26 protein-coding genes are annotated in these 26,490 nt (G+C 64.2%); 10 read left to right on the top strand and 16 right to left on the bottom strand.

The genetic code is table 11. The annotated features are described in order from the left end of the window. Nucleotide 1: 1 nt before the first annotated feature. Both ACWGTI_RS05915 and ACWGTI_RS05910 read right to left on the bottom strand, forming a co-directional pair. Complete coding sequence (locus tag ACWGTI_RS05915) at nt 2–925, bottom strand: sugar kinase (protein WP_454586214.1); 924 nt, start codon at nt 923–925, stop codon at nt 2–4. A 59-nt stretch (nt 926–984) separates the two neighbouring features. Then, a complete protein-coding gene (locus tag ACWGTI_RS05910; protein WP_454586213.1) occupies nt 985–1,983 on the bottom strand; it encodes a DUF2125 domain-containing protein in 999 nt (332 codons plus the stop codon). 122 nt (nt 1,984–2,105) lie between these two features. On the opposite strand from ACWGTI_RS05910, the gene ACWGTI_RS05905 reads away from it, so the two are divergent. Then, nucleotides 2,106–2,651, top strand: coding sequence for a gamma-glutamylcyclotransferase (locus tag ACWGTI_RS05905; RefSeq protein WP_454586212.1), 546 nt, complete (start codon nt 2,106–2,108; stop codon nt 2,649–2,651). On the opposite strand, the gene ACWGTI_RS05900 is transcribed toward ACWGTI_RS05905, so the two are convergent. Continuing rightward, on the bottom strand, nt 2,641–3,621 hold the full coding sequence (locus ACWGTI_RS05900) for a quinone oxidoreductase family protein (RefSeq protein ID WP_454586211.1): 981 nt from the start codon (nt 3,619–3,621) through the stop codon (nt 2,641–2,643). The genes ACWGTI_RS05905 and ACWGTI_RS05900 overlap by 11 nt on opposite strands. Nucleotides 3,622–3,778: 157 nt before the next feature. Between ACWGTI_RS05900 and ACWGTI_RS05895 the strand changes: the two genes are divergently transcribed. The 3 genes from ACWGTI_RS05895 (at nt 3,779) to ACWGTI_RS05885 (ending at nt 6,578) form a co-directional block, all read left to right on the top strand. Next, complete coding sequence (locus ACWGTI_RS05895) at nt 3,779–4,747, top strand: GlxA family transcriptional regulator (protein ID WP_454586210.1); 969 nt, start codon at nt 3,779–3,781, stop codon at nt 4,745–4,747. Between the two features lie 160 nt (nt 4,748–4,907). Then, nucleotides 4,908–5,855, top strand: coding sequence for an aldo/keto reductase (locus tag ACWGTI_RS05890; protein ID WP_454586209.1), 948 nt, complete (start codon nt 4,908–4,910; stop codon nt 5,853–5,855). A 102-nt stretch (nt 5,856–5,957) separates the two neighbouring features. Next, nucleotides 5,958–6,578: a LysE family translocator gene (locus ACWGTI_RS05885; RefSeq protein WP_454586208.1), complete on the top strand. Its 621-nt coding sequence runs from the start codon at nt 5,958–5,960 to the stop codon at nt 6,576–6,578. Between the two features lie 24 nt (nt 6,579–6,602). Here the strand turns inward: ACWGTI_RS05885 and ACWGTI_RS05880 are convergent, their stop codons facing one another. Together ACWGTI_RS05880 and ACWGTI_RS05875 are read right to left on the bottom strand one after the other, a co-directional pair. Beyond that, a complete protein-coding gene (locus ACWGTI_RS05880; protein WP_454586207.1) occupies nt 6,603–7,400 on the bottom strand; it encodes a lysophospholipid acyltransferase family protein in 798 nt (265 codons plus the stop codon). 116 nt (nt 7,401–7,516) lie between these two features. Next, the gene (locus ACWGTI_RS05875) at nt 7,517–8,422 is read right to left on the bottom strand and encodes a LysR substrate-binding domain-containing protein (RefSeq protein ID WP_454586206.1); all 906 of its coding nucleotides are present in this window, start codon (nt 8,420–8,422) and stop codon (nt 7,517–7,519) included. A 114-nt stretch (nt 8,423–8,536) separates the two neighbouring features. On the opposite strand from ACWGTI_RS05875, the gene ACWGTI_RS05870 reads away from it, so the two are divergent. Continuing rightward, nucleotides 8,537–9,160 (top strand): pyridoxamine 5'-phosphate oxidase family protein, encoded by a 624-nt coding sequence (locus ACWGTI_RS05870; protein ID WP_454586205.1) that lies wholly within the window; start codon nt 8,537–8,539, stop codon nt 9,158–9,160. 5 nt (nt 9,161–9,165) lie between these two features. Here ACWGTI_RS05870 and ACWGTI_RS05865 read toward each other — a convergent pair whose 3' ends face one another. The 3 genes from ACWGTI_RS05865 to ftsE form a co-directional block, all read right to left on the bottom strand. After that, nucleotides 9,166–9,891: a YdcF family protein gene (locus ACWGTI_RS05865; protein ID WP_454586204.1), complete on the bottom strand. Its 726-nt coding sequence runs from the start codon at nt 9,889–9,891 to the stop codon at nt 9,166–9,168. Nucleotides 9,892–10,025: 134 nt separating this feature from the next. Next, a complete protein-coding gene (locus tag ACWGTI_RS05860) occupies nt 10,026–11,015 on the bottom strand; it encodes a cell division protein FtsX (protein ID WP_454586203.1) in 990 nt (329 codons plus the stop codon). Next, complete coding sequence (gene ftsE, locus ACWGTI_RS05855; RefSeq protein WP_112619244.1) at nt 11,008–11,667, bottom strand: cell division ATP-binding protein FtsE; 660 nt, start codon at nt 11,665–11,667, stop codon at nt 11,008–11,010. The genes ACWGTI_RS05860 and ftsE overlap by 8 nt, the downstream gene beginning before the upstream one ends. A 180-nt stretch (nt 11,668–11,847) precedes the next feature. Here ftsE and ACWGTI_RS05850 point away from each other — a divergent pair, with 180 nt between their 5' ends. The 3 genes from ACWGTI_RS05850 to ACWGTI_RS05840 all read left to right on the top strand — a co-directional run bounded on the left by ACWGTI_RS05850 (nt 11,848) and on the right by ACWGTI_RS05840 (nt 13,497). Next, nucleotides 11,848–12,492, top strand: a complete 645-nt coding sequence (locus ACWGTI_RS05850) for a hypothetical protein (protein ID WP_454573227.1) — start codon at nt 11,848–11,850, stop codon at nt 12,490–12,492. A gap of 26 nt (nt 12,493–12,518) precedes the next feature. Continuing rightward, nucleotides 12,519–13,061 (top strand): hypoxanthine phosphoribosyltransferase, encoded by a 543-nt coding sequence (gene hpt, locus ACWGTI_RS05845; RefSeq protein WP_023673315.1) that lies wholly within the window; start codon nt 12,519–12,521, stop codon nt 13,059–13,061. Nucleotides 13,062–13,125: 64 nt separating this feature from the next. After that, nucleotides 13,126–13,497, top strand: coding sequence for a response regulator (locus ACWGTI_RS05840; RefSeq protein ID WP_454586202.1), 372 nt, complete (start codon nt 13,126–13,128; stop codon nt 13,495–13,497). 6 nt (nt 13,498–13,503) lie between these two features. Here ACWGTI_RS05840 and ACWGTI_RS05835 read toward each other — a convergent pair whose 3' ends face one another. Continuing rightward, nucleotides 13,504–14,454 (bottom strand): DMT family transporter, encoded by a 951-nt coding sequence (locus tag ACWGTI_RS05835; protein WP_454586201.1) that lies wholly within the window; start codon nt 14,452–14,454, stop codon nt 13,504–13,506. A 340-nt stretch (nt 14,455–14,794) separates the two neighbouring features. Here ACWGTI_RS05835 and ACWGTI_RS05830 point away from each other — a divergent pair, with 340 nt between their 5' ends. After that, a complete protein-coding gene (locus ACWGTI_RS05830; protein WP_454586200.1) occupies nt 14,795–15,658 on the top strand; it encodes a LysR family transcriptional regulator in 864 nt (287 codons plus the stop codon). Between the two features lie 28 nt (nt 15,659–15,686). Here ACWGTI_RS05830 and ACWGTI_RS05825 read toward each other — a convergent pair whose 3' ends face one another. From ACWGTI_RS05825 to argH, 6 genes are all read right to left on the bottom strand, one after another. Further along, complete coding sequence (locus tag ACWGTI_RS05825) at nt 15,687–16,058, bottom strand: glyoxalase superfamily protein (RefSeq protein WP_454586199.1); 372 nt, start codon at nt 16,056–16,058, stop codon at nt 15,687–15,689. A gap of 41 nt (nt 16,059–16,099) precedes the next feature. Then, on the bottom strand, nt 16,100–18,712 hold the full coding sequence (locus ACWGTI_RS05820; protein ID WP_454586198.1) for a TIGR02302 family protein: 2,613 nt from the start codon (nt 18,710–18,712) through the stop codon (nt 16,100–16,102). A 126-nt stretch (nt 18,713–18,838) separates the two neighbouring features. Continuing rightward, nucleotides 18,839–19,774, bottom strand: coding sequence for a threonine/serine dehydratase (locus ACWGTI_RS05815; RefSeq protein WP_454586197.1), 936 nt, complete (start codon nt 19,772–19,774; stop codon nt 18,839–18,841). Nucleotides 19,775–19,814: 40 nt separating this feature from the next. After that, nucleotides 19,815–21,083 carry a diaminopimelate decarboxylase gene (gene lysA / locus ACWGTI_RS05810; protein ID WP_454586196.1) on the bottom strand — a complete coding sequence of 423 codons (1,269 nt, stop codon included), beginning with the start codon at nt 21,081–21,083 and terminating at the stop codon, nt 19,815–19,817. Nucleotides 21,084–21,153: 70 nt separating this feature from the next. Further along, nucleotides 21,154–21,360, bottom strand: a complete 207-nt coding sequence (locus tag ACWGTI_RS05805; protein WP_454586195.1) for a hypothetical protein — start codon at nt 21,358–21,360, stop codon at nt 21,154–21,156. A gap of 70 nt (nt 21,361–21,430) precedes the next feature. Continuing rightward, nucleotides 21,431–22,831, bottom strand: coding sequence for an argininosuccinate lyase (gene argH, locus ACWGTI_RS05800; protein ID WP_454586194.1), 1,401 nt, complete (start codon nt 22,829–22,831; stop codon nt 21,431–21,433). A 35-nt stretch (nt 22,832–22,866) separates the two neighbouring features. On the opposite strand from argH, the gene tlpA reads away from it, so the two are divergent. Further along, nucleotides 22,867–23,568 (top strand): thiol:disulfide interchange protein TlpA, encoded by a 702-nt coding sequence (gene tlpA, locus ACWGTI_RS05795; protein WP_454586193.1) that lies wholly within the window; start codon nt 22,867–22,869, stop codon nt 23,566–23,568. Here the strand turns inward: tlpA and ACWGTI_RS05790 are convergent. Then, on the bottom strand, nt 23,560–26,010 hold the full coding sequence (locus ACWGTI_RS05790; protein WP_454586192.1) for a bifunctional diguanylate cyclase/phosphodiesterase: 2,451 nt from the start codon (nt 26,008–26,010) through the stop codon (nt 23,560–23,562). The genes tlpA and ACWGTI_RS05790 overlap by 9 nt on opposite strands. Nucleotides 26,011–26,490 lie beyond the last annotated feature (480 nt).

Here is a 26,490-nt window from a genome sequence, read left to right as displayed (position 1 = left end):
TTCAGGCAGGCCAGGTTACGGCGACCATGGCCATTGTCTCGGCCCGGTCCGGCGCGCCCAGCCGGCCGCCGAAGCGCTGGCATTTAAGCGCGGCGGCGGCACTGGCAAAGCGTAAGGCCTGCTCGATCGGCATGGCTTCGGCGAGACCGACGGCAAAGGCGCCATGAAAAACGTCGCCGGCGGCCAGCGTATCCACTGCCTTGACCTTCGGCGCCGCGATGTGGCGAACGCAGCCGGCGGACCGGTCATGCCACCAGCTTCCCGCCGCGCCGCCGGTCACCGCGACGAAGGCATCGGTGCGGCTGGCGAGGTCGGCACAGGCGGTTTCAGGGTCCAGCGCATGGCCGCAGACGATGCGCGCCGCCGTCTCCGAAGCGACGATGTGCGAGGCCAGCGGCAACAGACGCTCCAGCACCTCCAGCGGCGCGGTGTCGGCGTCGAGGATCGCCGGGCGGCCGGCGTCGCGCGCCGCGGTCAGGGCAAGTGCTGCAGCGCCCGGCCAGCGGACGTCAACCAGAACGGCGTCGAAGTCGGAAAGATCGGCGACAGGGAGCGCCTCGGGGTCAACCTGCGCCTTCGGGTCGTAGAATGGCACGATGATGCGCTCGCCATGGGCGTCGATCAGGATCGAGGCCAGCGCAGAACGCGCGCCTTTGACGCGGCGGACAAAGCTGCAATCGACGTCCTCGGCTTCGACGCCGGCCAGCAGCTGATCGCCAATCGCATCGTCGCCCACACTGGCCCACAGGAACACCTCCGCGCCGAGACGGCGTGCGGCGCAGGCCGCACTTGTCGCCATGCCGGCGGCGAGCTGGACGCCGTCCGATGCGATGAACTTGCCCTGATGCGTGGGTAGGGTTTCCAGACGCAGGATGGTGTCCAGTGTCAGCGCGCCAACGCTGAGCAGTTTAACTGGCCGGCTCATGTGTTGGCTTGGCTACGCATAGATCTTCCCCCAAAGCCGTTCGTGCTTGGGATCATGCTCTAATCGACCGGCTTGATCTTGCCCAGCGGAATGAAGCCGAGCGAAGCCTTGCCCCTCACCACCTTGAGCGGCATTGACGGTTCGTTGCCGAGCAGCGCCAGGCCGGCAAAGCCTTGCTCAATCTGGCTCTTCTGCTCGGGGATTGCGGTGGCGAGGATTGCCGCCACGGCTTTGGGATCCCTGAGCTTGATCGTCAGGTCGGCGTTGATCAGTCCGTTGGCGTCGACCGACACCGGGCCGGAGACGGTGATGCGCGCAGTTCCCGACGACAGGTCGAGCTTGTGAATGTCGGCCGCCTGGCCGCGCAGGCTCCTGGCCTCCGTCTTCATCAGCGCAACGCCGTTCTTCAGCGTCGCGTCGCCGCTGCCGTCGAGCGGCGGCAACACGCGCCCGCCGATCGCTTCGGCGTCGATCTCAAGGTCGGTGAAGCTGCCGACATAACCGATGTCCTGGCCGTCGGGCCGCAGCTCTCCCGCTGCAGTGCCGGCACTGAACAGCGAGACCGGGTCGGTGTCATCGGCCGGGTCGGTCTGGCCGGACAGGCTATCGGCCCGCAGCGAAATGCTGCGGGGTAGGGGCCAGGAGAGTTTTGCGTCGGCCTGCAGATTGCCCCAATCGATCCATAGCGGCGTCATTCCGGGCACCGATGTGCGCAGTGGTCCGCGCAACTCGGCGACAGGCGACAGAGGCTGGGTGATCTCGGCCACGAAGTTGAAGCTACCGGTCGAGGCGGCGACGTTTCTGGTGTCGTCCTCGTAAGCTAGCGTGTCACAGGAGACGGCAAAGCTCAGGGGATAGCCGCTGACGGTGAGATTGGCGCAGCTGGCCTCTATGCCTTTGGCGTTCAGCTCCGCCACCGCCCTGTCGGCTTCGCTTCTGACGCGGCCGGCGACATAGAACCAGACCGCGCTGTAGACGCCGAACAGCATAACGACCAAAGCGGCGATCCAGAACAGCCGGCGGCGAAATTTTGACGGACGCTCGTCAGTTGACGTCATGCTGCGGCTTTCATTAACGCGGGCGTGTTGCGGGTGGACTGTGGCTTCGCAACAAGCAAAAAGACAGAAGAGCACCGATTCCGATGCGGCGGCGTCACTCACGTGCAATCAGGCTTGGCGATATGGGCGATTTTTGGGTTTTTGGCTACGGCTCGCTGATCTGGCGGCCGGGATTCGCGCATGTCGAAACCCGCCGCGCCCGGCTTTACGGCTACCGGCGGTCGCTCTGCGTCTATTCCTTCGTGCATCGCGGCACGCGTGAGCGGCCGGGCCTGGTGCTCGGCCTCGACCGCGGCGGCTCCTGCATCGGGCTGGCGTTTCGCGTACCCGGCGAGTTGCGCGATGAGGTGCTGACCTATCTGCGCGAGCGCGAACTGGTCACCAGTGTCTATCTTGAGCGTGTGCTCGATATCAGCCTCGACGGGAACGGCTTGGCCGAGCGTGAGACCGTGAAAGCGGTCGCCTACATCGTCGACCGCCAGCATGAACAGTATGCCGGCGGGCTCGATGCCGCGCATGCGGCAGGCGTCATCCGTGGCGCCGTCGGCCAGTCCGGAAACAATGAGGACTATGTGGCAAGCACGGTCCAGCATCTGAAGGCGCTCGGCATTCGCGATCACTGGCTGGAAGAGGTGGCGAGAGCGGTCGCGCCCGACGCTACATCGTGAAAATCTGTTTTCCCAGATCGGCGCGATCCAGGCTGTTTGCGACGGCAAGCTTGAATTGGGTCAGCGGGTGGATACCGCCGACAGGGATATGGAAGCCGGGCTGGCCGAAGATGTCGACAATCTCGCGCAGCATCGGCCGGTCGGCTTCGACGGGCGGCGAAAAGAAGTAGCGATAAATGTTTGCCCTGATTTCGGCGCCGCTCAGCAGCACGTCGAAATTGTGCAGTTCGAAACGCTCCGCGCTCATGCCGCCATTGATGACCATCTGCCCGCCAAGGGCAAGGGTGCGGATCAACTCGCCGCTGACAGGCCCGCCGACATTGTCGATGATGCCGTTCAGTCCTGCGCCGCCGGTCATGTCCATGACGGCCTCCCGGATGTCGCCATTTACGTCCGACAGGTCGAGGATGGCGGTCGCGCCAAGCTCCTTCAAGTCCGGCCTTTGATGCTGACGTCGCACCACCGCGATGACATTGATGCCGCGCCGTTGGGCGAACTGCATCACCATGGTAGAAATCGAGGAATAGCCAGCCGTGACCGCCAGCCACTGGCCAGGCCGCACCCGGGAATCCACCAGCAGGTCCCAGGCGGTGATGGGGTTCACCATTTGCCCGGCGCGTTCGGCGGGATAGTCGGCGGGCAAAGGGATAAGCCATTCAGCGGGAATGGCCGCGTAGTCGGCCCAGGTGTTGTAGTGGCTGAAGGCGACAAGCGTGCCGGGTTGCAGCGCGACTCCTGTCCCGGCCGCCTCGACGATGCCTGCACCATGATTTCCGGCGATCTGCCGGGGAAAATGCGGCTTCTTCGGTTCGGGATAGAGGTTCTGGATGAACAGAAAGTCGCCCGGGTTGACCGAAGCCGAGACCATCCTGACCAGCACCTCGCCGTCGCCGATGCGCGGCGTGGGGACATCATCGAGATAGAGCACGTCCCGCGGCGAGCCGATCTCGTCGAATATAATTGCTTTCATGTCAGTCTCCAAATTGGAGCGGCATGGGCGACCAGACCGCAAGCGCCGACATTTGCATCGGCACCGCAGAATCTAGGTTTGGCTGGCAACAACCAAAATTGGCAGAATTGACAATCTATATGCTAAACTTGCCATACTGCTCATTCGAGGACACATCTTGGAAAAGCGCCCCCTCCACGCCGTGATCTGGCTGCCGTCGACTTTCTATTCGGCGGTCGCCGCCACGCTCGTCGAAATGTTCGACCTTGTGAACACCCTTCGCGGCGCACCGGCGATTTCCTTCGAATTCGTGGCGCGTCAGGCCGATGCCACGACGACGCCGGGAATTTCCTTTCACACCAGACGCGAACCCTCGCAGCGTATGGACCTGCTGATCCTGCTTGCCATGCCCGGCATGCAGGTGCCGGAGCTGGTTGCCGCGTTGGCGCAAGAGAGCCGCCATGCCGCGCCGTTGATCACCAGGGCACAGCGTGACGGCGCTATTATCGCCGCGCATTGCGGTGCCGGTTATTTCCTGGCGGATGCCGGCCTCCTCGATCGAAAACGGGCGACGATCTCCTGGTGGCTGAAGGCCGATGCCCAGCGCCGCTTTCCGAAAGTGCGCTGGGACGCTTCCCGCGTCCTGGTCGGGGACGGTCGGATCTATACTTGCGGCGGGGGTTTTTCAGGCCTGGAGCTCGGCAAGGCGCTTCTAAAGGAGTTTAGCTTCGTTGAGGAAGAGCGGTTGGTTCGAAAGCTGCTGGTGCTGCCGCCGTCGCGCCACAGCCAAGCGCCATATGAATTTCCGCTCACCGATTTGCTGCCCTTGCATGAGCCGTTGCGCGACCGCCTTGACACCCTGGCAAGAAACCAGCTCAGAACACTCGACCTTGCCTTGCTTGGCGCGCAACTCGGCCTGTCGCCACGAACACTGGCGCGCCGGTTTGCCGATGAATTGGGCACGACTCCCGGCCGATGGATCCAGGACCAACGGCTCGAGGCCGCCAAGACGCTTCTCGAAAGCACCAGGCTTGGTGTTGCGGAGATATGCTATCAGGTCGGCTATCAGGATGCGGCCTCGTTCAGCCGGCTTTTCAACCGCACAGTCGGACTGCCACCCGGCGAATACCGGCGTCAAAGCCAGTAGACAATGGCCAGCTCATAGGCGGGCAGGTCGCGCCTTTGTGACGCGCTGGTCCGCTGGAAAATTGGCTGAGGCCTTTGACCTCGGCGCGGTGAGACCTAGCTTAGCTGCGTCCCGAAGCATTCGGGTTCGCCCGCCGCCGCCAGCATCACGGAGCCCCATCTTGCAGAAACGTCGTCCCGGTCAAACCGACCTTTCCATCGCGCCGCTGGTTCTGGGCGGCAATGTCTTTGGCTGGACCGCCGACGAGAAGACCTCCTTCGACCTGCTCGACCGGTTCGCCGGCGCCGGCCTCAACGCCATCGATACGGCGGATTCCTATTCGCGCTGGGTGCCCGGCAACAAGGGCGGCGAGTCCGAGACGATCATCGGCAAATGGATGAAGAACCGCGGCAACCGCGACAAGATCGTTGTCGTCACCAAGGTCGGCTCGGATATGGGGCAAGGCAAGAAGGATTTGTCGGCCGCCCATATCGAAAGGGCGGTGGACGCGTCGCTCAAGCGGCTGCAAACCGACTTTATCGACCTTTATCTGTCGCATTGGCCTGACCCGACGACACCTTACGAGGAAACGCTCGGCGCCTATCAGAAGCTGCTTGCCGCGGGCAAGGTGCGCCATATCGGCGCCTCGAACCTCGACGCCGGCCAGCTGCGTGCCGCGCTCGATGTGGCCAGCCTGCGCGGGCTGCCGCGCTATGCCGTGCTGCAGCCGGAATACAATCTCTACGACCGCTCTTCCTTCGACGGTCCGCTGCATGATCTGTGCTTGGCGGAGGATATCGGTGTCATCACCTATTTCGCCCTCGCCAAGGGGTTCCTCAGCGGCAAATATCGCAGCGAGGCCGATCTCAGCAAAAGTGAACGCGGCGGTGGCGTGAAGGGGTATCTCAATGCACGCGGCATGCGCATCCTGGCGGCGCTCGACGCAGTGGCGGCGCGGCATTCGGCCAGCCAGGCTGAAGTGGCGCTCGCCTGGGTGATGGCGCAGCCCGGCATTACCGCCCCCATCGCCAGCGCCACGACGCTCGATCAGGTCGACAGCCTGGTGCGCGCGGCATCGCTGAAGCTCAGCGCGGAGGATCTTGCGGCGCTGGACAAGGCCAGCGCCTAGCCGCGCGAACTTAGCCTTTTTTGCCGCCGCACAATCGTTCAAGACGCACTGCGTCGCCCGACATATCGTTTCTCGCATCGTAGCAAGGTGCGGGAAGCTCAGATGGCCGGACAGGTTCTCTCCCAGCCCTGGCAGCAATTGCTGGCGCTGGTGCTGGCGGCAACCGTGGTCATGGGCAGTCCTGGCCCGGCCACGATCAGCGTCACGGCGATTGGCGCAGCCTTTGGCCTGCGCAATTCGCTCGGCTACGCATCGGGTATCATACTTGGCACGGTCGCTGTGCTGCTGGTGGTGGCCACCGGCATCACGGCTATCCTCACTTCGATGCCAGGGGTTGCGCCGATGCTGGCGGTCGCTTCCGCCGCCTACATCCTCTATCTCGCCTTCAGAATAGCGACGGCGCCGCCGCTGGCGGCACGCGACAGCGGCGCTGTGTTGCCAACCTTCCTCGGCGGCTTCCTGCTCGCCGTTGCAAATCCGAAGGCCTATGTGGCGATTGCCGCCGTCCTTGCCGGCTCCGCGACGGCGGCCGGTGCCGATGCGCTCGGCGTCCCGGCCAGGCTGGCTGTTCTCACTCTGATGATCGTCGCCATTCACGTGCTTTGGCTACTGGTCGGCGCGGCATTCGCCCGCTATCTGCGCCAGCCGCTGGCGTCGCGGATCATCAATCTGGTGTTTGCGGTAACGTTGGTGTTCACCACGGCATTAGCGGCGTGGCCGTGAGTTGTCCGGCGGGATTGCTCAGGATCAGGCAGCTTTTTTTGCCGCAGCAAGTTCGGCCAGCCGCTTGACCGCCGTCGGCGGCATCGACGGCGGGTTAGGCGCCTGTGACGCCTCGACGAGCAGCTGGTCGCAGGCGGCTTCCGTCTCGCTGATCAGCCGGTCCATGAATTCGTCCTTGCCGAGCCCGGGCGGAATGGGCGGCAGGAAGCGGGCCTTGATGGTGCCGGGAAAGCGCAGGAATTTGCGGCGCGGCCAATAGAGGCCGGCGACATGGGCGACCGGCACCACCGGAACGCCAAGCTGCGCATAGAGTTCGACTATGCCGTATTTGTAGTTCGGCTCATCGCCCGGCGCGCGGCGCGTGCCTTCGGGATAGATGATCAGCTGGCGGGGGTTGCGCGCCATTTCCTGCTTTGTCGAGGCAACGACCTGCTTCAACGCCTTGGAGCGGCTGCCGCGATGGACCGGGATCATCCGCATCTTCAGGATGTACCAGCCGAAGAAGGGGATCCAGGTGAGCTCGCGCTTCAGGATGTAAAGCGGGTCGTGGAGGAACGGAAAGAAAGCGATCGCGTCCCAGAATGACTGGTGCTTCGGTGCCAGGATGAAGGAACCCTCCGGCAGGTTCTCGACGCCGGTGATGTCGCTCCTGGTGCCGGCGATCTTGGCGTAGAGCCAGAGGCTGGTGCGCGACCAGAATTTCGGCACGAACCATGCGCGGTGGCGCGGCGATAGGAAATAGTACGGGGTCCAGAGGATCATCTGGACGATCAGATTGACGTAGAAGACGAAGTTGAACGCCAGCGAGCGGATATAGAGCATGTGGGGAGGGGCCTGTTGAGGAGGTGTGCGTTGGTTACACCAAGCGCAGACAAAAAGGAAACGCCGCAATGGCCCGACATGGCCCGGCTTGCCATCGATCCGCAGTCCGCCTCAGCTCACCACGTCGCCTGCAGCAGCCGCTGCTTCAGCCGCGGGGCGGCGAAACCGAGGAAGGCCCGCAGTTTCACCGGCAGCAGGCCCTGGCCGGCATGGACGAGACTCACCGGCCATGGCTGCGGCTCGAAGGGCCGCAGGACCGGGACGAGCACGCCGGAGCGTACCGCGTCCGCGATCTGGTAGGACAGCACCCGCGTCACCCCGGCGCCGGCAATCGCGGCATCGATCGCCGCTTCCGCGGTGTTGACGCTCAGCCGCGAGCGGATCGGGACGATGAGCTCACCCTTGCCGCCGGCAAAGGTCCAGCTGGCGAGCGCCGCAGGCCCCTCGAAACTGATGCATTCATGTGCAGCCAGATCGTCCGGCGCCTGTGGCATGCCGTGCGCGGCGATATAGCCGGGGCTGGCGCATACGACGCGGCGGATCGCCCCAACGCGAATGGCCACGAGGCTCGAAGGCGCAAGCTCGCCGATGCGGATGGCGAGGTCGAGATGTTCCTCTGCCAGCTGGGTAATCCGGTCGGCCAGCGTCAGGCGGATGTTGACCTGGCGGTAGGCAGCCAGGAACTCGGTGACGACAGGCAGCACGTGCAGGCGGCCAAAGACGATCGGCGCGGTGATGAACAGGTCGCCGGTCGGCGTGCTGTATTCGCCGGCGGCGGTGCGTTCGGCCTCGCTGACCTCGCCGAGGATGCGCCGGGAAGCGGCAAGATAGGCCTTGCCGGCATCGGTCAGCGTCAGCTGCCTTGTCGTGCGGTTGAGCAGGCGCGTCTTCAGATGCTTTTCGAGGTCGGAAACCTTGCGGCTGACCGTCGCCAGCGGGATGCCGAATCGGCGGCCGGCGGCGGAAAGGCTGCCGGCTTCCACGGCGGCGACGAACAGCGACATGGCTTCGAGGCGATCCATAGTTTCTTCCGGATATTGGAAGGACGGGTTGCGTATATGCCATCTACATCCAAAACTTGGAAGTCTCTATCTCTGGAGTACAACGGCCAGAGGTTCGGCCTAGCGGAGGCTTCCATGAATGCCCATACCTTCACCAGCGATGTCGCCTTCACGCCGACCGTCAAGGCGATCCAAACCCGCAAGAGATCGCGAAAAGGCTATGCAAGCGCCGAGCAGCGTGGCGGCTGGCGCGCCCATATCACACCGGACCTCGCCGATTTCATCGCGGCGCAGACAAGCGTCTTCCTGTCGACCGCCAATGGTGAGGGCCAGCCCTATATCCAGCACCGCGGCGGGCCTGCCGGTTTTCTCAAGGTGCTGGATGAGAAGACCATCGGCTTTGCCGACTTCTCGGGGAACAGGCAGTTCATCACCCAGGGCAACCTTGCCGACAACAACCAGGCATTCCTGTTCCTGATCGACTATGCGCATCGGCAGCGCGTCAAGATCTGGGGCACGGCGCGCGTCGTCGAGAACGATGCCGAGCTTTTGGCAAAGCTGATGCCGCAGGACTACAAGGCGCGACCCGAGCAGGTCATCCTGTTCACCGTCTCGGCCTGGGATGCCAACTGTCCGCAACACATTCCGCAGCGTTTCGAGGCTGCCGACGTGGCGGCCGCACTTGCCGAACGCGACAAGCGGATTGAGCGGCTAGAACAGGAGATTGCGCGGCTGCGCGGCGCCTCGGCCAAGGGATAATCGACTCAGTCCTTCGCGGTCGAAACCTCGGCCAGCGCGACGCTGTCGGGGGTCTGGCGGATCGGGACGATGCCGCGCGCCAGCGCCAGCAGGTATTTGCTGTATTCGGTCAGAAGCACGCGCAGCGCCTCCGGTTTGGTCAGCCAGTCGCCATTGTCGAGGTTGGTGTTGACCACCGGATAGGGTTCAAGCCTGGCGCCGTGCAGCAGGCGGCCCATTTCCAGGAGGCTGCGCGGCATATGGTAGTTGTTGGTGACGAGGATGACGCTGCCATAGGCGTGGCTCTCAACCCATTTGGCGCTTTCCTCGGCATTGCCGATCGTGTCGAGCGCGGCGCGGTCGATGTCGATGCAGCAGGAAAACAGCGCTTTGTCGCCGCCTGTCGCGGCCTGCAGTTGGCGGCGGCTGGCGGAGGGATGGACGCCTGAGATCAGCAACCGCTCGCCCTTGCCGGAGGCAAGCAGATCGAGTGCGGCGTCGAGGCGCGCCTGGCCGCCGGTCAAGACGATGATCGCATCGGCCTTGGCGGGATTGGCCGGAGTGGTCATGTGGCTGACCTTGCTGGCGAACCAGCCGAAGCCGCCGGCAAACAGCGCCACCAGCAGCAGCAGACAGAGGGAGGCGAGACGCAGTGCTGTCCGCAATCGGCTCGGGCCGGTGCGCACATGCGAACGCGCACCCACCACTGGCATCTGTCCAGCCGTCCCGGTCGAGTTCCGCGCGTCCATCATCCTATGGTTAATCCTGAAATGCCGCTTTGATAAGGAAAAAAGCGCACATTACGTTACGTCGTTTTTCGATCCGTGATCGCTCCGGTGTTCCTGTCCCTTGGCCCCCGAACTGTTTTCGCTTCTGCCCTCATGGTTCAGCCCGCGTCCGGCTGGCGGACATCGATGTCGCTGAGATAGGCAACGACGGTGGCGTGCGATGTCGCCGCCGTCAGCCCACCGATCACCAGCACCATCAGGCCGACGCCGAGATAACCCGCCGATCCGATGGCGAAATTGCCGAACAAAGCGGTGGCCTGGTCGGCCTGCGGCGTTGCCATGTTGCGCGACGACCACCAGGAAAAGACGATGAAAACGAGGATCGCGGCGGCGCCGCCGGCGGCAGCGCCTTTCATGCCGGTGACCAGGAAATGCCAGCGGAATTCACGCGCGATGAAACGCGCCTCGGCGCCGACGAAATGCAGCACTTCGATGATATGGCCGTTGCCGGCCATGGCGCCCCGGGTGGCGAACACCACCGTCAGCACCGTCGCCGACAGCATCAGCACCAGAACGGCGATGCCGATGGTGACGGTGGTGCGGGCCATGGCGACCAGCCGGTCGACCCAGGTGCGGTGATCGTCGAGCGATGCGCTGGGCAGCTTGGGCGTGATCGCCGCGCGGATGGCGGCAAAGTCGGGCGGGCTGGTCTCGTCGATGGTGACGATGATCAGACGCGGTACCGGCAGTTCGTCGATGTTCAGGCCCGAGCCCAGCCACGGCTCCAGCAGACGCGCCGTCGCATCGCGGTCGATGATCCGGGTCGCCTTCACGCCGGGGAATTCGCCGGCGATCTGCGACGCCTGGGCAAGGGCGGCCTCCATATCGAGGCCGTCGACAGGCTTGATCTGGATGGTTGCCTCGCGCGAGATCTGGTTCTCCCACACCGAGGCGGTGTCGCGCACCAGCGTCACTGCGCCGAAGGTCAGGCAAGACAGGAAGGTCATGATGGCGATGACCAGCACCAAGGCGCGGCCGGCAATGTTCTGCGCCGGCACGATCGGCGCCATGCGGCGCTGAGCGCGCTGCGTCGCTGCCGCCGGCTCGGCGGTCTCTTCATGCAGCTGTTCGGCGGACAAGTCAGTCATAGACGTCAAGCCTTCCGCCGGCCAGGATCATGCGGCGCGCGTCGACCTGCTCCATCAGGCCGAGATCGTGGGTGGCGATCACCACCGCGGTGCCGAGGCGGTTGAGCTCGATGAACAGCCTGAGCAGCCGGCGCGCCAGCGGCGGGTCGACATTGCCGGTCGGCTCGTCGGCGAGCAGGATCTCGGGCTGTTCGATCAGCGCACGGGCGATGGCGGCGCGCTGCTTTTCGCCGCCCGACAGGACCGGCGGCAGAACGTGCATGCGCTCGCCAAGCCCAACCCATTTCAAAAGTTCGGTGACGTCGGTGCGATAGCTCGCTTCCTCGCGGCCGCGCACACGCAGCGGCAGGGCGACATTCTCATAGGTGGTCATGTGGTCGAGCAGGCGGAAATCCTGGAACACGACGCCGATGCGGCGCCTGAGATGCGGCAGTTCGGCGCGCGAGATGCGCGAGCGGTCCTTGCCGAAGATGGTGATCAGCCCGCGTGTCGGCTTCAGCGACATGAACAGAAGGCGCAGAAGCGTCGTCTTGCCGGCGCCGGAGGGCCCGCTCAGGAACTGGAAGGAGCTCTCCGGAATGTGCAAGGAGATGTCGCGGAGGATTTCCGGACCCATGCCATAGCGGAGGCCGACATTTTCGAAGCGGATCACGTGCGACGACCTGAAATGTATGGCGGCGGCGTGCCAGCCCTTTCTGTCCAACGACCATCGGCCGCCATGGTTAACCGTCGGTTAATTTTCGCTGTTTTTGAATGCGTCACAAGAGTTCCGGTGGGGAAGCGTTAACCATTTCCATTTACGCAAAAGAAACGAAGAGCGAACAGCGGGGCCGTGATGGCTGACCAAAGAACCGCGCGCCCGGTTTCCGGCGAAATCATGACCGGGCTGTGGACAAATGGCGCGCCGGAATTGCGTCCTGTGGCGACCGACATCGTCGATGCCGATTATGAGGTGCTGCCCCGCCTGGTTCCAAGCGTGGAAGCCGCGTCGTCGCCGGCGCGGGGCATGGCCACGCCGTCGATCGAAGGCATGGACATGCTGCGCAAGCCGGAAGCCGCAACGGTGCGGCCGCCGGCCTCCCGTGGCGGGCCGATCTTCTGGATCGCCGGCGTTGGGGCGGCACTCGCCGCCTTCTGGGTCTCGGGCGGCCACGCTCTGGTGCGCCAGACGCCATTCCTTGCGGCTGAGCAGCCGGCCGGCGCCGCGCTTACCATTGCCGGCGTCACCTCGCGCGTCGATTCATCCGGCGCCACCCCGGTTCTGTTCGTGGATGGCGAGGCCGTAAATGACGGTGTGAAGGCGGGATCATTGCCGCCGCTGGAGATACGCGTCACCGGCAATGACAGCCGCATCACGCGCTATACGTTGGGGACATCCAACCGTTCGCTGGCACCCGGCGAAAGATTCGGCTTTTCCAGCCGTCTCGACGTGCCTAGAAACGGTGTGAAGGCCGTCTCGGTCACTTTCGCCGGCTAGGCGACGTTCTCTCGGAAAGGTTATTGATGCCAGTTGTGCGCGGCAAGGACATCGAAGTCCTGTTTTCGGCGTCCGCGATCGCGCGGCGCAATCTTGAACTCGCCAAGGAGATTGCCGAGCACGACTATCACGACCTGCTGGTGATTTCCGTGCTGAAGGGCTCCTTCATCTTCGCTGCAGATCTCATTCGGGCCATGCACGATGTCGGGCTGTCGCCAGAGGTCGAATTCATCTTCATTTCCAGCTATGGCGCCGGCACCACCAGTGGAGAGGTGAGGGTGCTGCGCGACATCGACAATGAGGTCGCCGGCCGCGACGTGCTGTTGATCGACGATATCCTCGAATCAGGCAAGACGCTCTCCTTCACCCGCAATCTGATGCTGTCGCGTGGCGCCAAAAGCTGCGCCATTGCGGTGCTGCTCGACAAGCGCATGCGTCGCCAGACCGAGCTCAACGCCGATTATGTCGGCTTCGACTGTCCCGATTATTTCGTCGTCGGTTACGGAATGGACGTCGCTCACGCTTTTCGCGAATTGCCGTTTGTCGGCGTCGTGAAGGGCGACGCCTGAGAAAAGACCTCCGACGGTTCAAATTTTCAGAAAAAGTCAACTTTTGCCCGCCAAATTCCGGCCCATGGCAAAGCTTCTGATCGTCGAGGACGATGAGTCCGTCCGCACCCTCGCCGCCCGCGCGCTCGAACGAGCCGGGCACACTATCGACATTGCCGCAGACGGCGCACAGGGGCTGGCGATGATCAGCGCGGCGGGCGGCGGTTACGACCTCGTCGTCTCCGACATCCGCATGCCGGAGATGGACGGCATAGAGATGGCGATCGCCGCGGTCAGGCTCTTTCCGGCGATGAAGATCCTGCTGATGACCGGCTATGCCGATCAGCGCGAGCGCGCCGAAGAGCTGAACGGCATCATTATCGATGTCGTGCAAAAGCCGTTCACGCTGGCCGAAATCCGTGCGCGGGTCGACCAGGCGCTCGCCTGCTTCGCCTGATACGCCTCACGCGGCATCCTGGCTTGCAGCAAGGACCGGGCCGGCGCTCCTGCGCCGCTCGGTGTTGAGCGCGAGCAGCCCGGCACCAATGATCAGCGCCGCACCGATGGCGGTGGTCGAGCGCGGCACCTCGTCGAAGAACAGGAAGCCCCACAGCGGCGACCAGATGATGCCTGTATATTCGAAGGTGGCGACGCGGTTGGCCGGCGCCAGCCTGTATGCTTGCGACAAAAGGATCATGCCGGCCGAAGCGACGAAGCCGCAGGTGGCCATCTTGAGGAAATCCGGTGTCGTCGGCCAGACCCATGGCCGCACCAGGAATTCGAGGCTGGGATGGACCGCGTGGGTAACGCCGGCAAGCCAGAATGAGCCGGCAACCGCGGCAGCACCCACGAGGTAGGCGCCGTTCTGGTAGAATGCCATGACGGTGGAGGATTCGGTGTCGCCGATCTTGCGTGCCATCAGCTGCGAAAAGCCGTAGAGCAGCGCCGAACCCAGCGACAAGAAGGCCGCCCAGTCGAACAGGCCGGCGCCCGGGCGCAGCATCACGACCACGCCCAGCATGCCGATCAGCACGGTGGCCAGCGCCTGCCAGGAGACACGTTCGCCAAGATAGGGTCCAGCCATCGCCATGATGAACAGCGGCGCCATGAAATAGAGCGCCACCGCGTCGGCCAGCGGCAAGGCGGCGATCGCCAGATAGTAGACGGTGTAGGAGCTGAACTGGATGAAGGCGCGGATCGTTAACAGACCAAACCGCTTCGAGGCGATGGCCCGCAGGCCGACATCGGCGTGGACGAGAACGATCAGGATCGGCAAGGCGACCATCGAGCGGATCCACATCACCTCGGTGACGGGATAGCCGCCCGACACCGCCTTGACCAGCGGGTCCTGGAGCGAGAATACCAGCACGCCAAGACACAGGCTGATGATGCCGAGAACGATCCGGTTGCGCATGTCGTTGCTGCCGGCCCTAGAGCATGATGCCGAAAAGTGTGAAGCGGTCTTCGGACGACATCATGCTCTACTTCTTTGATTTAGAGGCGGATTCAGATTTCAGGTCGAAACAGACCTGAAATCATCCGGCTCTTGCCTAAGCTGCCCGCAGCCGCCCGGCTGCGGGTAAAAAGAACCCGCCACCGTTTCGGGCAGCGGGTATGAGTGAGGACTCTTGATTGGTCCGCAACCGATTTCGCGGCCGCATATCCAATGGGTAGGCTGACTATCGTCCGGCGTTTGACATGTTGCAAACGAATTGGAATGATACCAGCGATCAAATTTGCTTATGACGGATTCGATGCGGCCAACCCTCGACAGCGATCTCCTGCGTACCTTCGTCGCCATTGCCGAAGCGGGCAATTTCACCCGGGCGGCGGAGCAGGCCGGCCGTACCCAGTCGGCTGTGTCGATGCAGATGAAGAAGCTCGAAGAGCTGGTCGGCGACAGCCTGTTCGAACGCGGCTCGCGCGGTGTTGCGCTGACGCGCCGTGGCAGCGAGCTGATCGTCAATGCCCGCCGCATCGTCTCGCTGCTCGACGAGACGGCGGCCTCGATGGCGGCGGCACCGCTCGGCGGGCCGGTACGCATCGGCATTCCCGAGGAATATGGCCACGCCATTCTGTCGCGTGCGCTCGGCGCCTTCTCCAAGCGTCACACCAAGGTCGAGGTCACGGTGCGCTACGCGCATTCGGGCGCACAGCTGGCGGCGCTGGCTGCCGGCGAGCTCGACCTCGCGGTGGTGTTCGAGTGGCAGGATCCCGGCGGTGGCGAGGTGCTGATGCACGATCCGACGGTGTGGGTGACATCGAGCCTGCATCACATGCATGAGGAACGGCCGGTGCCGATCGCGCTCTACAACCGGGCCGGCTGGTGCAAGGACTTCGCCATCAAATCGCTGGAGCAGCGTGGGCTGGCCTACCGAGTCGCCTATACCAGCGACACCACCGGCGGCCTGAAGCTCGCCGTCACCTCTGGGCTGGCGATCGCGCCGATCTCGCGCAGCAACATTCCCGATGGCTGTCGCGAGCTTACCGCCGCCGATGGGTTCGGCCACATCGATTCCTCGAATGTGGTGATGCATCGCAACCCGAACGCGTCAGGCGAGGCGATCGACGGCATGCAGGAAGCGATCCGCGACGCTTTCGTCAACAGGTCCGATTAGATCTAGAGCGGCTCTTTCCTGGAACTGCCTAGCTTGCCGCATCCTCGTAGAAATGCAGGCGATTGCCGAAGGGGTCACCAACCGACACTTCACGGGTCTTCCACGGCGTGGTTTCCAGCCCTGGTCGGGCATAGCGGTATTTCTTGCCGATCAGTTCGCGATGCAGCGCCGCAATGTCCTCGACCTTGATTCGCATGGCGATGCCTGGAGCGCCGTCGCCATGATGTTCGCTCAGATGCAGGACGCAGCCGTCGCGAACAATCCCCATGTAAAGCGGTGCATTGTCGTCGAAGCGATGCTCGAACTCGACCTCGAAGCCGAGGAAGTCGAGATAGAATTCGCGCGCCTTGGCGATGTCGAAGATGCGCAGAATGGGCGTGACGGCCCCAAGTTTCGGCATGGCGCTGATACCATTCAGTTCGAAGGAAATCGCCTTGGAGGCTACTTGAGCTCCAGCAGCCGCTCAAGGTAGCTGCGCTCGATGTCTGGGCTGAGCGCGTTGCCGAGCCGCTTGCGGATTGCTTCGAGGATCTGGCGGGCGCGCTGCACGTCGATCTCGTCGGGCACCTTCACCGAATCGCCGAAATCGGGTCCGCGACTGGCGCGTGGCCGACCCAACGGATCGCGGTCGGCGTCCTGTTGGCGGCCGCCTTCCTGGCTACCGCCCTGGTCGCCCTGCATCGCCTGCAGCTGCTTCATCATCTCCTTGGCGCCCTTGCGCAGCGCCTCCAGCGCGCGACCCTGGTGGCCGACTGCCTGGTCGCCTTCCCCTTCGCCAAGCGACTTTTCGGCATTGCCCATGGATTTGCCGGCATCGCCAAATCCCTCATTGGGCTGCATGCCCATGCCTTCCAGGCCCTTCTTCAGTTTGTCGAGTTCGCTCTGCAACTGGCCCTGGCCTTCCTGCAGTTGCTTCATCGCATCGGCGAATTCCTGCGCCGTCATCGGCTTTTTGCGGGCAAGCGGATCGCGATCGTCACCGGGGCCGGGTTTGTCCTCATCCTGTCCGCCGAGCTGCTGGTCGCCATCCTGCTGCTGGTCCTGATCTCGCTGGCCCTGACCGCGCTGCATCTGGTCCATGCGGTAGGTGTCGTTCATCATCTCCTGCTGGCGGCGCATGATCTCGCCCAGCTTGTCCATCTGCTGGCGCATCTCGCTGTCCTGCTCGCCGCCTTGCTGCTGACGGCCAGCCTGCAGGTTGTTCATCATGTTTTCCAGCTGCGACAGCAGCTCCTGCGCCTTGTCGCGGTCGCCTGATTTCGCCAGGTTCTCGATCTGGTCCATCATGCGGTCGATGTCGCTCTGGCGCAGCTCGCGGCCGTTCTGCTGCATCTGCGGCGCGTTCGGGTTCTGCTTGGCGCGTTCGGCGAATTCCTGCAGGAATTCGTTCATCGCCTCGCGCAGCTCCTTCATCGCCTTTTCGATCTCTTCGTCGCTGGCGCCACGCTTGATGGCGTCCTGCAGCGCCTGCTGCGCCTGGCGCAGGCGCTTCTCGGCGGCCGAGAGATTGCCTTCCTCGATGCCGAGCGCGATTTCCCAGAGATAGGCAACCTCGTTGCGCAACTGGTCGTCGCTGTCGGACATCTTCAGCCGGCTGCGGGCGCTCATGATGGCGAGGTAATGCGACATGTTGGCGAACGTATCGTCCGGCCGAAGCGTGATCGCGTCCATCAGCTCGAGCACGCGCGGCTTGGCATTGGCATCGAGCGCCAGCAGACGGCGCTGCTCGATCACGGCTCGCGCCAGCGGGTTGGCGAAGGGCCGCTCGGGCATCACAATAGTCTTGGTTTCGCTGGTCGCGGTGTGTCCGGCATCGTCGGTGGCGACAAGTGACAGCTTGATTCTGGCGCCGGCCCAGACGTGTTCGGTGAGATCCTTGGTGGTCTTGGCGGCGTTCGCCTTACCGCCGCGACGCGGTAGCGCCAGTGGCATTTCAGGCGGGCCGTAGAGCGGATGCGCATCGGTCGCGGCCGGATCGGCAAGCGCGAAAACCGCCTTGGCGGTGGCCGCGCCATAGTCGTCGTCGATTTGGTAGTTGAGCTCGAAAGCGCCGTTGACGGCGCGTTTGGGCTCGCCGACGAAGCTAATGGTCGGCGGCTTGTCGGGGATCACGGCGAAGGCCCACTGACCGAGATCGGCTTCGCCCGATTTAAGCGTCAGCGTGCCGTCGGCGGTCAGCTTGCCGGTGAACTGGCGCAGCTTGGGTGTCGCCGGGTTCACTGCTGCTGCCTTGACGGCGGCGGCCTGCGGCCCGGTCGGGTCGATGGCGCGGGCGTTGCCGCTCTTGTCGGCGAAGCTGAGCGTTTCCTCGCCGGAGCCGCCGGTGACGCGCAGCGAGACGTCGCTGCCTTGCGGCACGGTAAAGGTGGCGGCTGCCTGCTTGGTGTTGCCATCGAGAACTGGCGTGGTGAGGAAAATGGGCGGCTTGCCGGTATAGGCCGGCGGCGTCACCCAGGCATCGATGCGCGGCGGCACGACGTCGCGCGCCGCATGGGCGCGGAAACCATCGGATACCCTGCCGCCGGACGGCCCAAAGGAAAAGGCAAAAGCGGTAACCAACAGCAGCGCCGCGACGGCGCGCAGCCCCCAAGGGTCGCGCTCCGGCACGCGGGTGCGCGGCAGATCGGCGCCGAGGCTGCCAAGCTTCTCGGCCATGCGCTTTTGGTGTTCGCGCCACAGCGCCTGGGAAAAGATGCTCTCCTTGCCGCTCGGACGGTCGGTCTGCACCAACACAGGGCTGTGCTGCAACTGGTTGGCCGCCTCGATGCGGCGGTCGACCTCGGCGGCGGATGGAAGCTTGAAGAAACGCAGCGGATAGAGCGCCGCGAGCGTGGCAATGCCGAACGCCGCGACCAGGACAATGCGCGCAATGTCAGGCAGGCGGGGAAAGAGGCCGAGCCAGGAGAGGGTGAGAAACAGGCTGACGACGATGAGCAGCGGCAGAAGCAGCGGCCACCCGCGCTCGACCGTCATCGAGACCCGTGTTGCCAGCCGGCTCAAGGCAAGCCGCCCGGCCAGGCTGCGATCGCCGCTGGAAATGGGGCGTTCCGTCATCGGCCCTTCCTGCCCGGGCGGGATAGCCCGGACTCAACAAGCGGAAGTTTACCAGCAAACACGGCAAAGGCGAGGCGGTTCCGCAAAACTTGAAGAGCTTTGACGGGGTTTCCAGTCAAGCAAGGTTTAGAATTTCGCGGGATCGGTGTTAGAACCGCAGAGCAGCACGGCAACCCGTTCGCCCGGCGCCGGGGTGTAGCGGCCAGACAAAAGGGCTGCAAAGGCCGCGGCGCCGCCCGGCTCGGCGATGATACGCACACGCTCCCACAGCGCCTTCTGCGCGGCGATGATGGCGTCGTCGGTGACCAGGATAGAGCGTTCGACGAAGGCCTCGGCGATCGGGAACATCATTTCGCCGACCCGCTTGGGCGCAAGCGAATCGGCGGCGACGCCTTCGGCTGGCGCATCGACGGGGTGGCCGGCCTCGAAGGCGCGATGCAGCGTCGGTGCGCCCTCGGGCTCGATGGCGACGATCCGGATCCGGCCGGCAAACCAGGCGGCGATGCCGCCGATCAGGCCGCCGCCGCCGACGGCGACCAGAAGCGTGTCGATTTCAGGCAAGTCTTGCTCGATCTCGAGGCCGAGCGTGCCCTGGCCGATCAGCGTTTCTTCCTGGTTGAAGGCGTGGATCTGCATCGCGCCGGTCTTTTCGGCAAAGGCCTCGCTGGCGGCCAACGCTTCGGCATAACGGGCGCCGCCGACGATCAGTTCGGCGCCGTAGCCGCGGATGCGTTGAAGCTTGGCCGGCGGGCTGACTTCAGGGACGAAGATCGTCGCCTTGTGGCCGAGCCGCATCGCGGCATAGGCGACAGCGGCGCCATGATTGCCGCCCGACGCCGCGACGACGCCGGCCTCGGGCACCGGCCGTTCCAGCAGATTGGTGAAAGCGCCGCGCGCCTTGAACGAGCCGGAATGCTGCAGGCATTCGAGCTTGAGGTCGACCGCCAGCGGCGGCTGGTCGAAATCGGCCATGTCGACGCGCAACACCGGCGTGTGTCTGACATAGGGGCGGATGCGTGGCTCCATCGCGGCAATGCGTTCGCGCGTGATGCTCTGTGACATTGCGTTCTCCAAGTCGCTTGCAGGAACGGCGAGGCGCCGCCTATGTCAGCCAGTCGGGCACCGAATCCAGGCCGATGAGCTCATCATAGGTCTGGCGTTGGCGTACGATATGAAAACGGTCACCGTCGACCAGCACCTCTGGCACCAGAAGCCTTGTGTTGTAGGTGCCGGACTGCACCGCGCCATAGGCGCCGGCCGTCGAGACGGCAATCAGGTCACCAGCCTTCAGCCGGGGCAGGTCACGGTCGAGGCCGAGATAGTCGCCGGTCTCGCAGACCGGGCCGACGACATCGACCGCCATGCGCGGGGTGTCGGCCGGCGGCTGCACCACCGGCTTGATGTCGTGGAAGGCGTCATACAGCGTCGGCCGGATCAGATCGTTCATGGCGGCGTCGACGACGAGGAAATTCTTGGCGTCGCCTTCCTTCACGAAGATCACTTCCGACACCAGTATGCCGGCATTGCCGACGATCAGCCGGCCCGGCTCGAACATCACCTTCACCCCAAGCTTTGTCAGATGCTTCCTGACGATCTCGGCATAGGCATCGGGCAGAGGCGGCGGGCTGTTGTCGGTGCGGTAGGGAATGCCGAGGCCGCCGCCGAGATCGACGTGCTCGACGGCGTGGCCATCGGCGCGCAGCGCGCCGACCAGTTCCGCCAGAAGCGCGAAGGCGTCGTCAAAGGGCTGCAACTCGGTGATCTGGCTGCCGATATGGGTGTCGATGCCGATGGGCTTGATGCCCGGCAGTCCGGCGGCGCGGGCATAGACCTGGCGCGCCCTTTGCCAAGGAATGCCGAACTTGTTCTCGGCCTTGCCGGTGGAGATCTTCCTGTGCGTCCTGGCGTCGACATCCGGGTTGATGCGCAGCGAGACCGGCGCCACCTTGCCGAGTGCCGTGGCGCGGGCCGACAGCAACTCCAGCTCGGGTTCGGATTCGACGTTGAAGCAGAGAATGCCGGCCTCGAGCGCGAAATCCATTTCGCGCGCGGTCTTGCCGACGCCGGAAAATACGATCTTGTTGGCCGGGATGCCGGCGGCGAGCGCACGGCGCATTTCGCCTTCCGAGACGGTGTCGGCGCCGGCGCCGAGCCTTGCCAGCGTGCGCAGCACCGCCTGGTTGGAATTCGCCTTCAAGGCGTAGCAGACCAGCGTGTCGAGCCCGGCAAAGGCCCCGGCGAACACCCGGTAGTGTCTGGTCAAGGTGGCCGTCGAATAACAATAGAACGGCGTGCCGATGTTTGCGGCGATGTCTGGTATCGCCACGTCCTCGGCATGGAGCACGCCGTCGCGGTAGTCGAAATGGTTCACGGGAGCGGTTCCGAAAAGTTGGGGTACGGCGAGATCGGGCTGAGAAGACCAGCCCCGGTTCTCATCGATCCTAGAGCAGCGGGTCGAGGATGAACTTCTTGTCCACAACCGGTTTTTCCGGCTCCGGCGGCACCGGCTGCTTGGCTCGCTCGGCGTCCTTGCGGGCCTGTACGGCCGCTTCATAGGGCGTGTCGAGGCCGGCCTTGCGGCCGCAGGCGGTCACGGAAGCCATCGCTGCCAGCAGGGTCAGCGTCACCAAAATCCTGCGTGCGGTCATCGATCCATCCGTCCGAAACTTTTATGTGCTGCCGCTTTTAACCGAGTTTTCGGCGCATTGCACCCCGGCATCATGCCTTGGCGATGCGCTTTTTCCAGGCGCGGATCTGCTTACGCACTTCCGAGGGTGCGGTTCCGCCGAAGCTGGTGCGGCTCTTCACCGAGTTCTGCACGGCAAGCACCGAGAAGATGTCCTCGGTGATGCCCGGGTTGATCGACTGCAGATCCTGCAGGGACAGCTTCTCAAGGCTCACCTTCTTCTCTTCGGCCAGCGCCACCGCGTGGCCGGTGACATGGTGCGCCTCGCGGAAGGGCAGGCCCAGCGTGCGGACCAGCCAGTCGGCGAGGTCGGTCGCGGTCGCATGGCCGGAGCCGGCGGCCTTTTTCATGGCGGCGGCGTTCACCGTCATGTCGCGCACCATGCCGGTCATCGCCGCCAGCATCAGATCGAGCGTTTCGGCGGCGTCGAAGACCGATTCCTTGTCCTCCTGCATGTCCTTGCCATAGGTCAGCGGCATGCCCTTCATCACCGTCAGCAGGCCGACCAGATGGCCGGTGACCCGGCCGGTCTTGCCGCGTACCAGTTCGGCGGCGTCCGGGTTCTTCTTCTGCGGCATGATCGAGGAGCCGGTGGAGAAGGAATCCGACAGTCTGACGAAGCCGAATTGCGGCGTCGACCAGATGATGATCTCTTCGGCGAGCCTAGACAGATGCGTGGCGCAGATCGCTGCCAGGCTCAAAAACTCAAGCGCAAAATCGCGGTCGGAAACGCTGTCCAGCGAGTTGCGCATCGGTTCGCGGAAGCCGAGCGCCTTTGCGGTCTGGTGGCGGTCGATCGGGAAGCTGGTGCCGGCAAGGGCTGCCGCGCCCAACGGGCTTTCATCCATTCGCTCGATGGCGTCGCGGACGCGCGACAGGTCGCGCGAGAACATCTCGACATAGGCCATGCAGTGGTGGCCGAAGGTCACCGGCTGCGCCGCCTGCATATGGGTGAAGCCCGGCATGACGGTTGCCGCATGCTCCTCGGCTCGTTCGAGGAAGGCTGATATCAGACCCTTCAGCGCCTCGGCGACGCGGAAACACTCGTCCTTGACCCAGAGCCTGAGGTCGACCGCGACCTGGTCGTTGCGCGAGCGGGCGGTGTGCAGGCGGCCGGCTGCCGAGCCGATCAGATCGGCGAGGCGGGCCTCGACATTCATGTGGATGTCTTCCAGCCGGGTCGAGAATTCGAACGTGCCGGCCTCGATCTCTTTCAGGATTGTGTTCAGGCCGTGAGCGATTTTTTCTTGATCGGCTGCCGAAATAATGCCCGTTTCAGCCAACATCTCGCTATGGGCGATCGAACCTCTTATGTCCTGCGCATAAAGTTTGCGGTCGAACGAGATCGACGCGTTGATCGCTTCCATGATCGCGGCCGGACCCGAGGCAAAACGTCCGCCCCACATCTGGTTGCTGGCCTTCTTGTCGCTCATCGCTATAACCCGTGCTCCGGAGCAGTTTTGGAAAAATGGCAAACGGCAATAGATACTTCCCGGCCCCGCGCCTGATCCTTGCCGCTTTGGTGGCAGGCGTACTGGCGGGCGCGGTCGCGGTATATGTCAGCGAGAGCGGTTCTGGCAACAACGCAGCCTCCGGCAGCGCACCAGCGCAAGCTGCCGCCGGCGGCAGCAAGGACGACGTCGCTTGCGCCGCCAAGAGCGACCGTGCCAAGAAGGTCGCCGCCGCGGCCACGGGCCAGGTTGCCGCATTGTTGCCCGCCGATCCGCCGCAATCGCTGAAAGGCCTTGCCTTCAACGGCCCCGACGGCAAGCCGATGACGATCGCCGACCACGCCGGCAAGACGGTGCTGCTCAATCTGTGGGCGACATGGTGCGCGCCCTGCCGCGCTGAAATGCCGGCGCTTGACGCGCTGCAGAAAGAGAAGGGCAGCGACGCCTTCGAGGTGATCGCGGTCAATGTCGATGCCGGCGACGATGTGAAGCCGAAGAAGTTCCTTGGCGACATCGGTATCGAGAAGCTCGGTTACTACCGCGACCCAACGCTGGCGCTGTTCAACGACGTCAAGACGCGCGGTCTGGCGCTCGGCCTTCCCGTCACCATGCTGATCGACGGCGAAGGCTGCTTGGTCGCGCATATGAACGGGCCGGCCGAATGGTCGGGGCCGGATGCCAAGCGGCTGGTCGAGGCCGCGCTCGAACCTTCAAGTTGAGCGAAGAGCCGCCGCGGGTTCGAGCATCAGGATGCTGCCGCCGCTGCGCGGTTTGATCGTGGCTTCTTCCGGCACTGCCGTCGCGGTGACGCCGGTCAGTTCGCTGAAGTGCTCGATCGCGCTCGGTCGGCCAAGATAATAGCCCTGGCCAATCTCGCAGGCCTCGGCGTCGAGGAATTTCAGTTCGCCCAGCGTCTCGACGCCCTCGGCCAGAACCGGCAGGCCGAGACCACGACCGAGCCCCAGCACGGCGCGCACGATGGCCGCCACCTGGCCGTTGCTGTCGACCGATTTGATGAACGAGCCGTCGATCTTGATCTTGTCGAAGGGGAAGGCGCGAAGGTTGGACAGCGAGGAGTAGCCGGTGCCGAAATCGTCCATCGCCACACGCACGCCCAGCGCCTTGACCTGCCGCAAGGTGGCGAGCGCGCGCGGCATGTCCTTGACCAGTGCCGTTTCGGTGATCTCGAGTTCGAGCCTGCCGGGCGCCAGGCCGGAGCCGAGCAGGACTTCGTGCACCTTGCGGCTGAAATTCGGGTTGTGGAGTTGCACAGCCGAGACATTGACCGCGACGGTGAGAGGGTTCTTCCAGCGCGCTGCATCGGCGCAAGCCGTCGCCAGCACCCATTCGCCGATCTGGATGATGACGCCGCTGTCTTCGGCCACCGGAATGAAGGTTGCCGGCGACACGTCGCCGCGCTGCGGATGACGCCAGCGGATCAGCGCTTCGAACCCGACCATCCGCCCGCTGCTGATCTCCTTCTGCGGCTGGTAGACGAGGCGAAACTCATTGCGCGCTATGGCCTGGCGCAGTTCGTGCTCCATCACGCGCCTGTCGCGCGCCTCGGCGCCCATCGAGGCCTCGAAGTAACGGTAGGTGTCCTTGCCTTCGGCCTTAGCGCGATAAAGCGCGGTGTCGGCGTGGCTGACCAGGGCTGTGGGCTCGTCGGCGTCGAGCGGATAAAGTGCAATGCCGATGCTGGCCGACACCAGGCCGCCACCGACCGACAGCCGGTTTTCCTCGCGCATGGCCGCCAGCACTGCCTCGGCGATGCGGCCGGCTGCCTGCGGATCAGAAAGGTTCGGGGCGATGATGGCGAACTCGTCGCCGCCGAGACGCGCCAGCATCTGTCCGTGGCGGAGCACGGCGGAGGCGCATAGCGCCACCTTCTGCAGCATGGCGTCGCCGGCGCCGTGCCCGAAAAGATCGTTCACTTCCTTGAAGCGGTCGAGGTCGAGCAGCAGCAGCGCAAGATACCCGCCCTTGCCGCCGTGGCCCATTGCGGCAATTTCGGACTCGAGCCGGCCCGAGAAACTGCGGCGGTTGGGGAGCCCCGTAAGCGGGTCGAAGTGGGCGAGGCGCACGATCTCCTGCTCGGCCTTCTTGCGTTCGCGGATGTCGCGCACGGCGATGACGTTGTGCGGCTTGCCGCAATAGTCGATGCTTCTGGCGATCAGTTCGACGGGGATGGCGGTTCCGTCATGGCCTCTGAGTTCCGCCTCCTGTGCCTGTCCGCTGCAGTCGGACATGCTGGCCGCGGTGCGTTCGCCGAAGAGGTCGCCGAGCAGCATCGCGTTCAGCGCTTCCGGCGCCATGCCGGTGAGGGCAGCGATGCTGTCATTGGCGCTGACGATGCGGGCGCCGTCGCAGACGATCAGGCCCTCGACGGCGGCGTTGGCGAGGCCGTGCATGCGCTCGGCCTCGAGCTTGTGACGACGGAAGCGCAGGTCGATCCACAATGCTGCGGCTGAAAGCACCAGGATAGCCAGGCTGACTGCAGCGGCGGCGAAGGCCTGCGACACCGGTTCGACCGTGAACCGTGATATTTCGATTGAGGAGTCCGGGAAGATCGACACTGCGGCCATGGCGATGAAGTGCAGGGTGCAGATCGCCAGCGTCAACAGGACAGCGGCGGCGATGGTCGCCTGCATGGACGGGCGCCGCAGCACGACCAGCAGCGCCATCGCGGCGAGGGTGATGCCTGCCAGCAGCGAGACGGCGACCAGAAGCGTGTTCCAGACGATGCGTCCCTCGACCTCGAAAGCGGCCATGCCGATATAGTGCATGGCGGCGATGCCAACACCGAGGATGGCGCCGCCGACCAGGGCGTAGTCGATGCGCCGGCGCAAGGTTGCAATCCACATGCCGGCGGCTGTCAGGGCGACGGAAGCGGCGAGCGAAAGCGCAGACAGTTCCGCATTGTACGCGTTGGGGATTCCCGGAGAAAAGGCAAGCATGGCGATGAAATGCGTCGCCCAGATACCGAAGCCGGTGGAAGTGGCTGATATCATCAGCCAGGTATAGCGGTTGCGCCGGCTTGAGCGGTCGACATGGCGAAGCAGATTGACCGCCGAGAAGGAAGAAATACCGCAAATAAGGGCTGCCAGTACAACCAGTCTCAGATCGTGCTGGTGCACGATGCAATTATAGACCGTCAGCATCTCGCGCCACCTGCTCTCCCGCAGCAATCAGCCATGGACTTTGAATAGTACGGGGCGGTTGAAGAATCAATTATGCGCACCACAACTATAGCGGGTTTTCCGGGTTGTACCTCGCGGCGATCTTATCTCATACTAGGCGCACGGTCACGAGCAGCGCTTCGTGATCGGGCTCGGCAGCCATCGGCAAGCACTGCGGGCAGGACCGAAGGGGCGCTTGCTGCAAGGCCACGGGTGAAGAACCAGTCGATGCGGCCGATCGGTGCTGGATCGCCGGCCTCGCGCCGCTGTGTTGGCAAATCGAGATTGTTGGCGGCCTGCCACCATAGCCGCGCGGGCCTTCGCGCATCGCCTGGTAGTTGCCGGCGGGGTACGTGCGTCAATTGCGGGACCAGCCGTCGTCTCTCCGCTCAAGCCCGTCATCTGGCCCGTCATCTGACAGGACATATTAGCCGGATAATCATTCTTGCGGCTGGGTCTTTA

Source organism: Mesorhizobium sp. ArgA1 (assembly GCF_053714375.1).
Note: the sequence above shows the minus strand (reverse complement) of the source record. Positions and strands in the feature narration are given on the sequence as shown.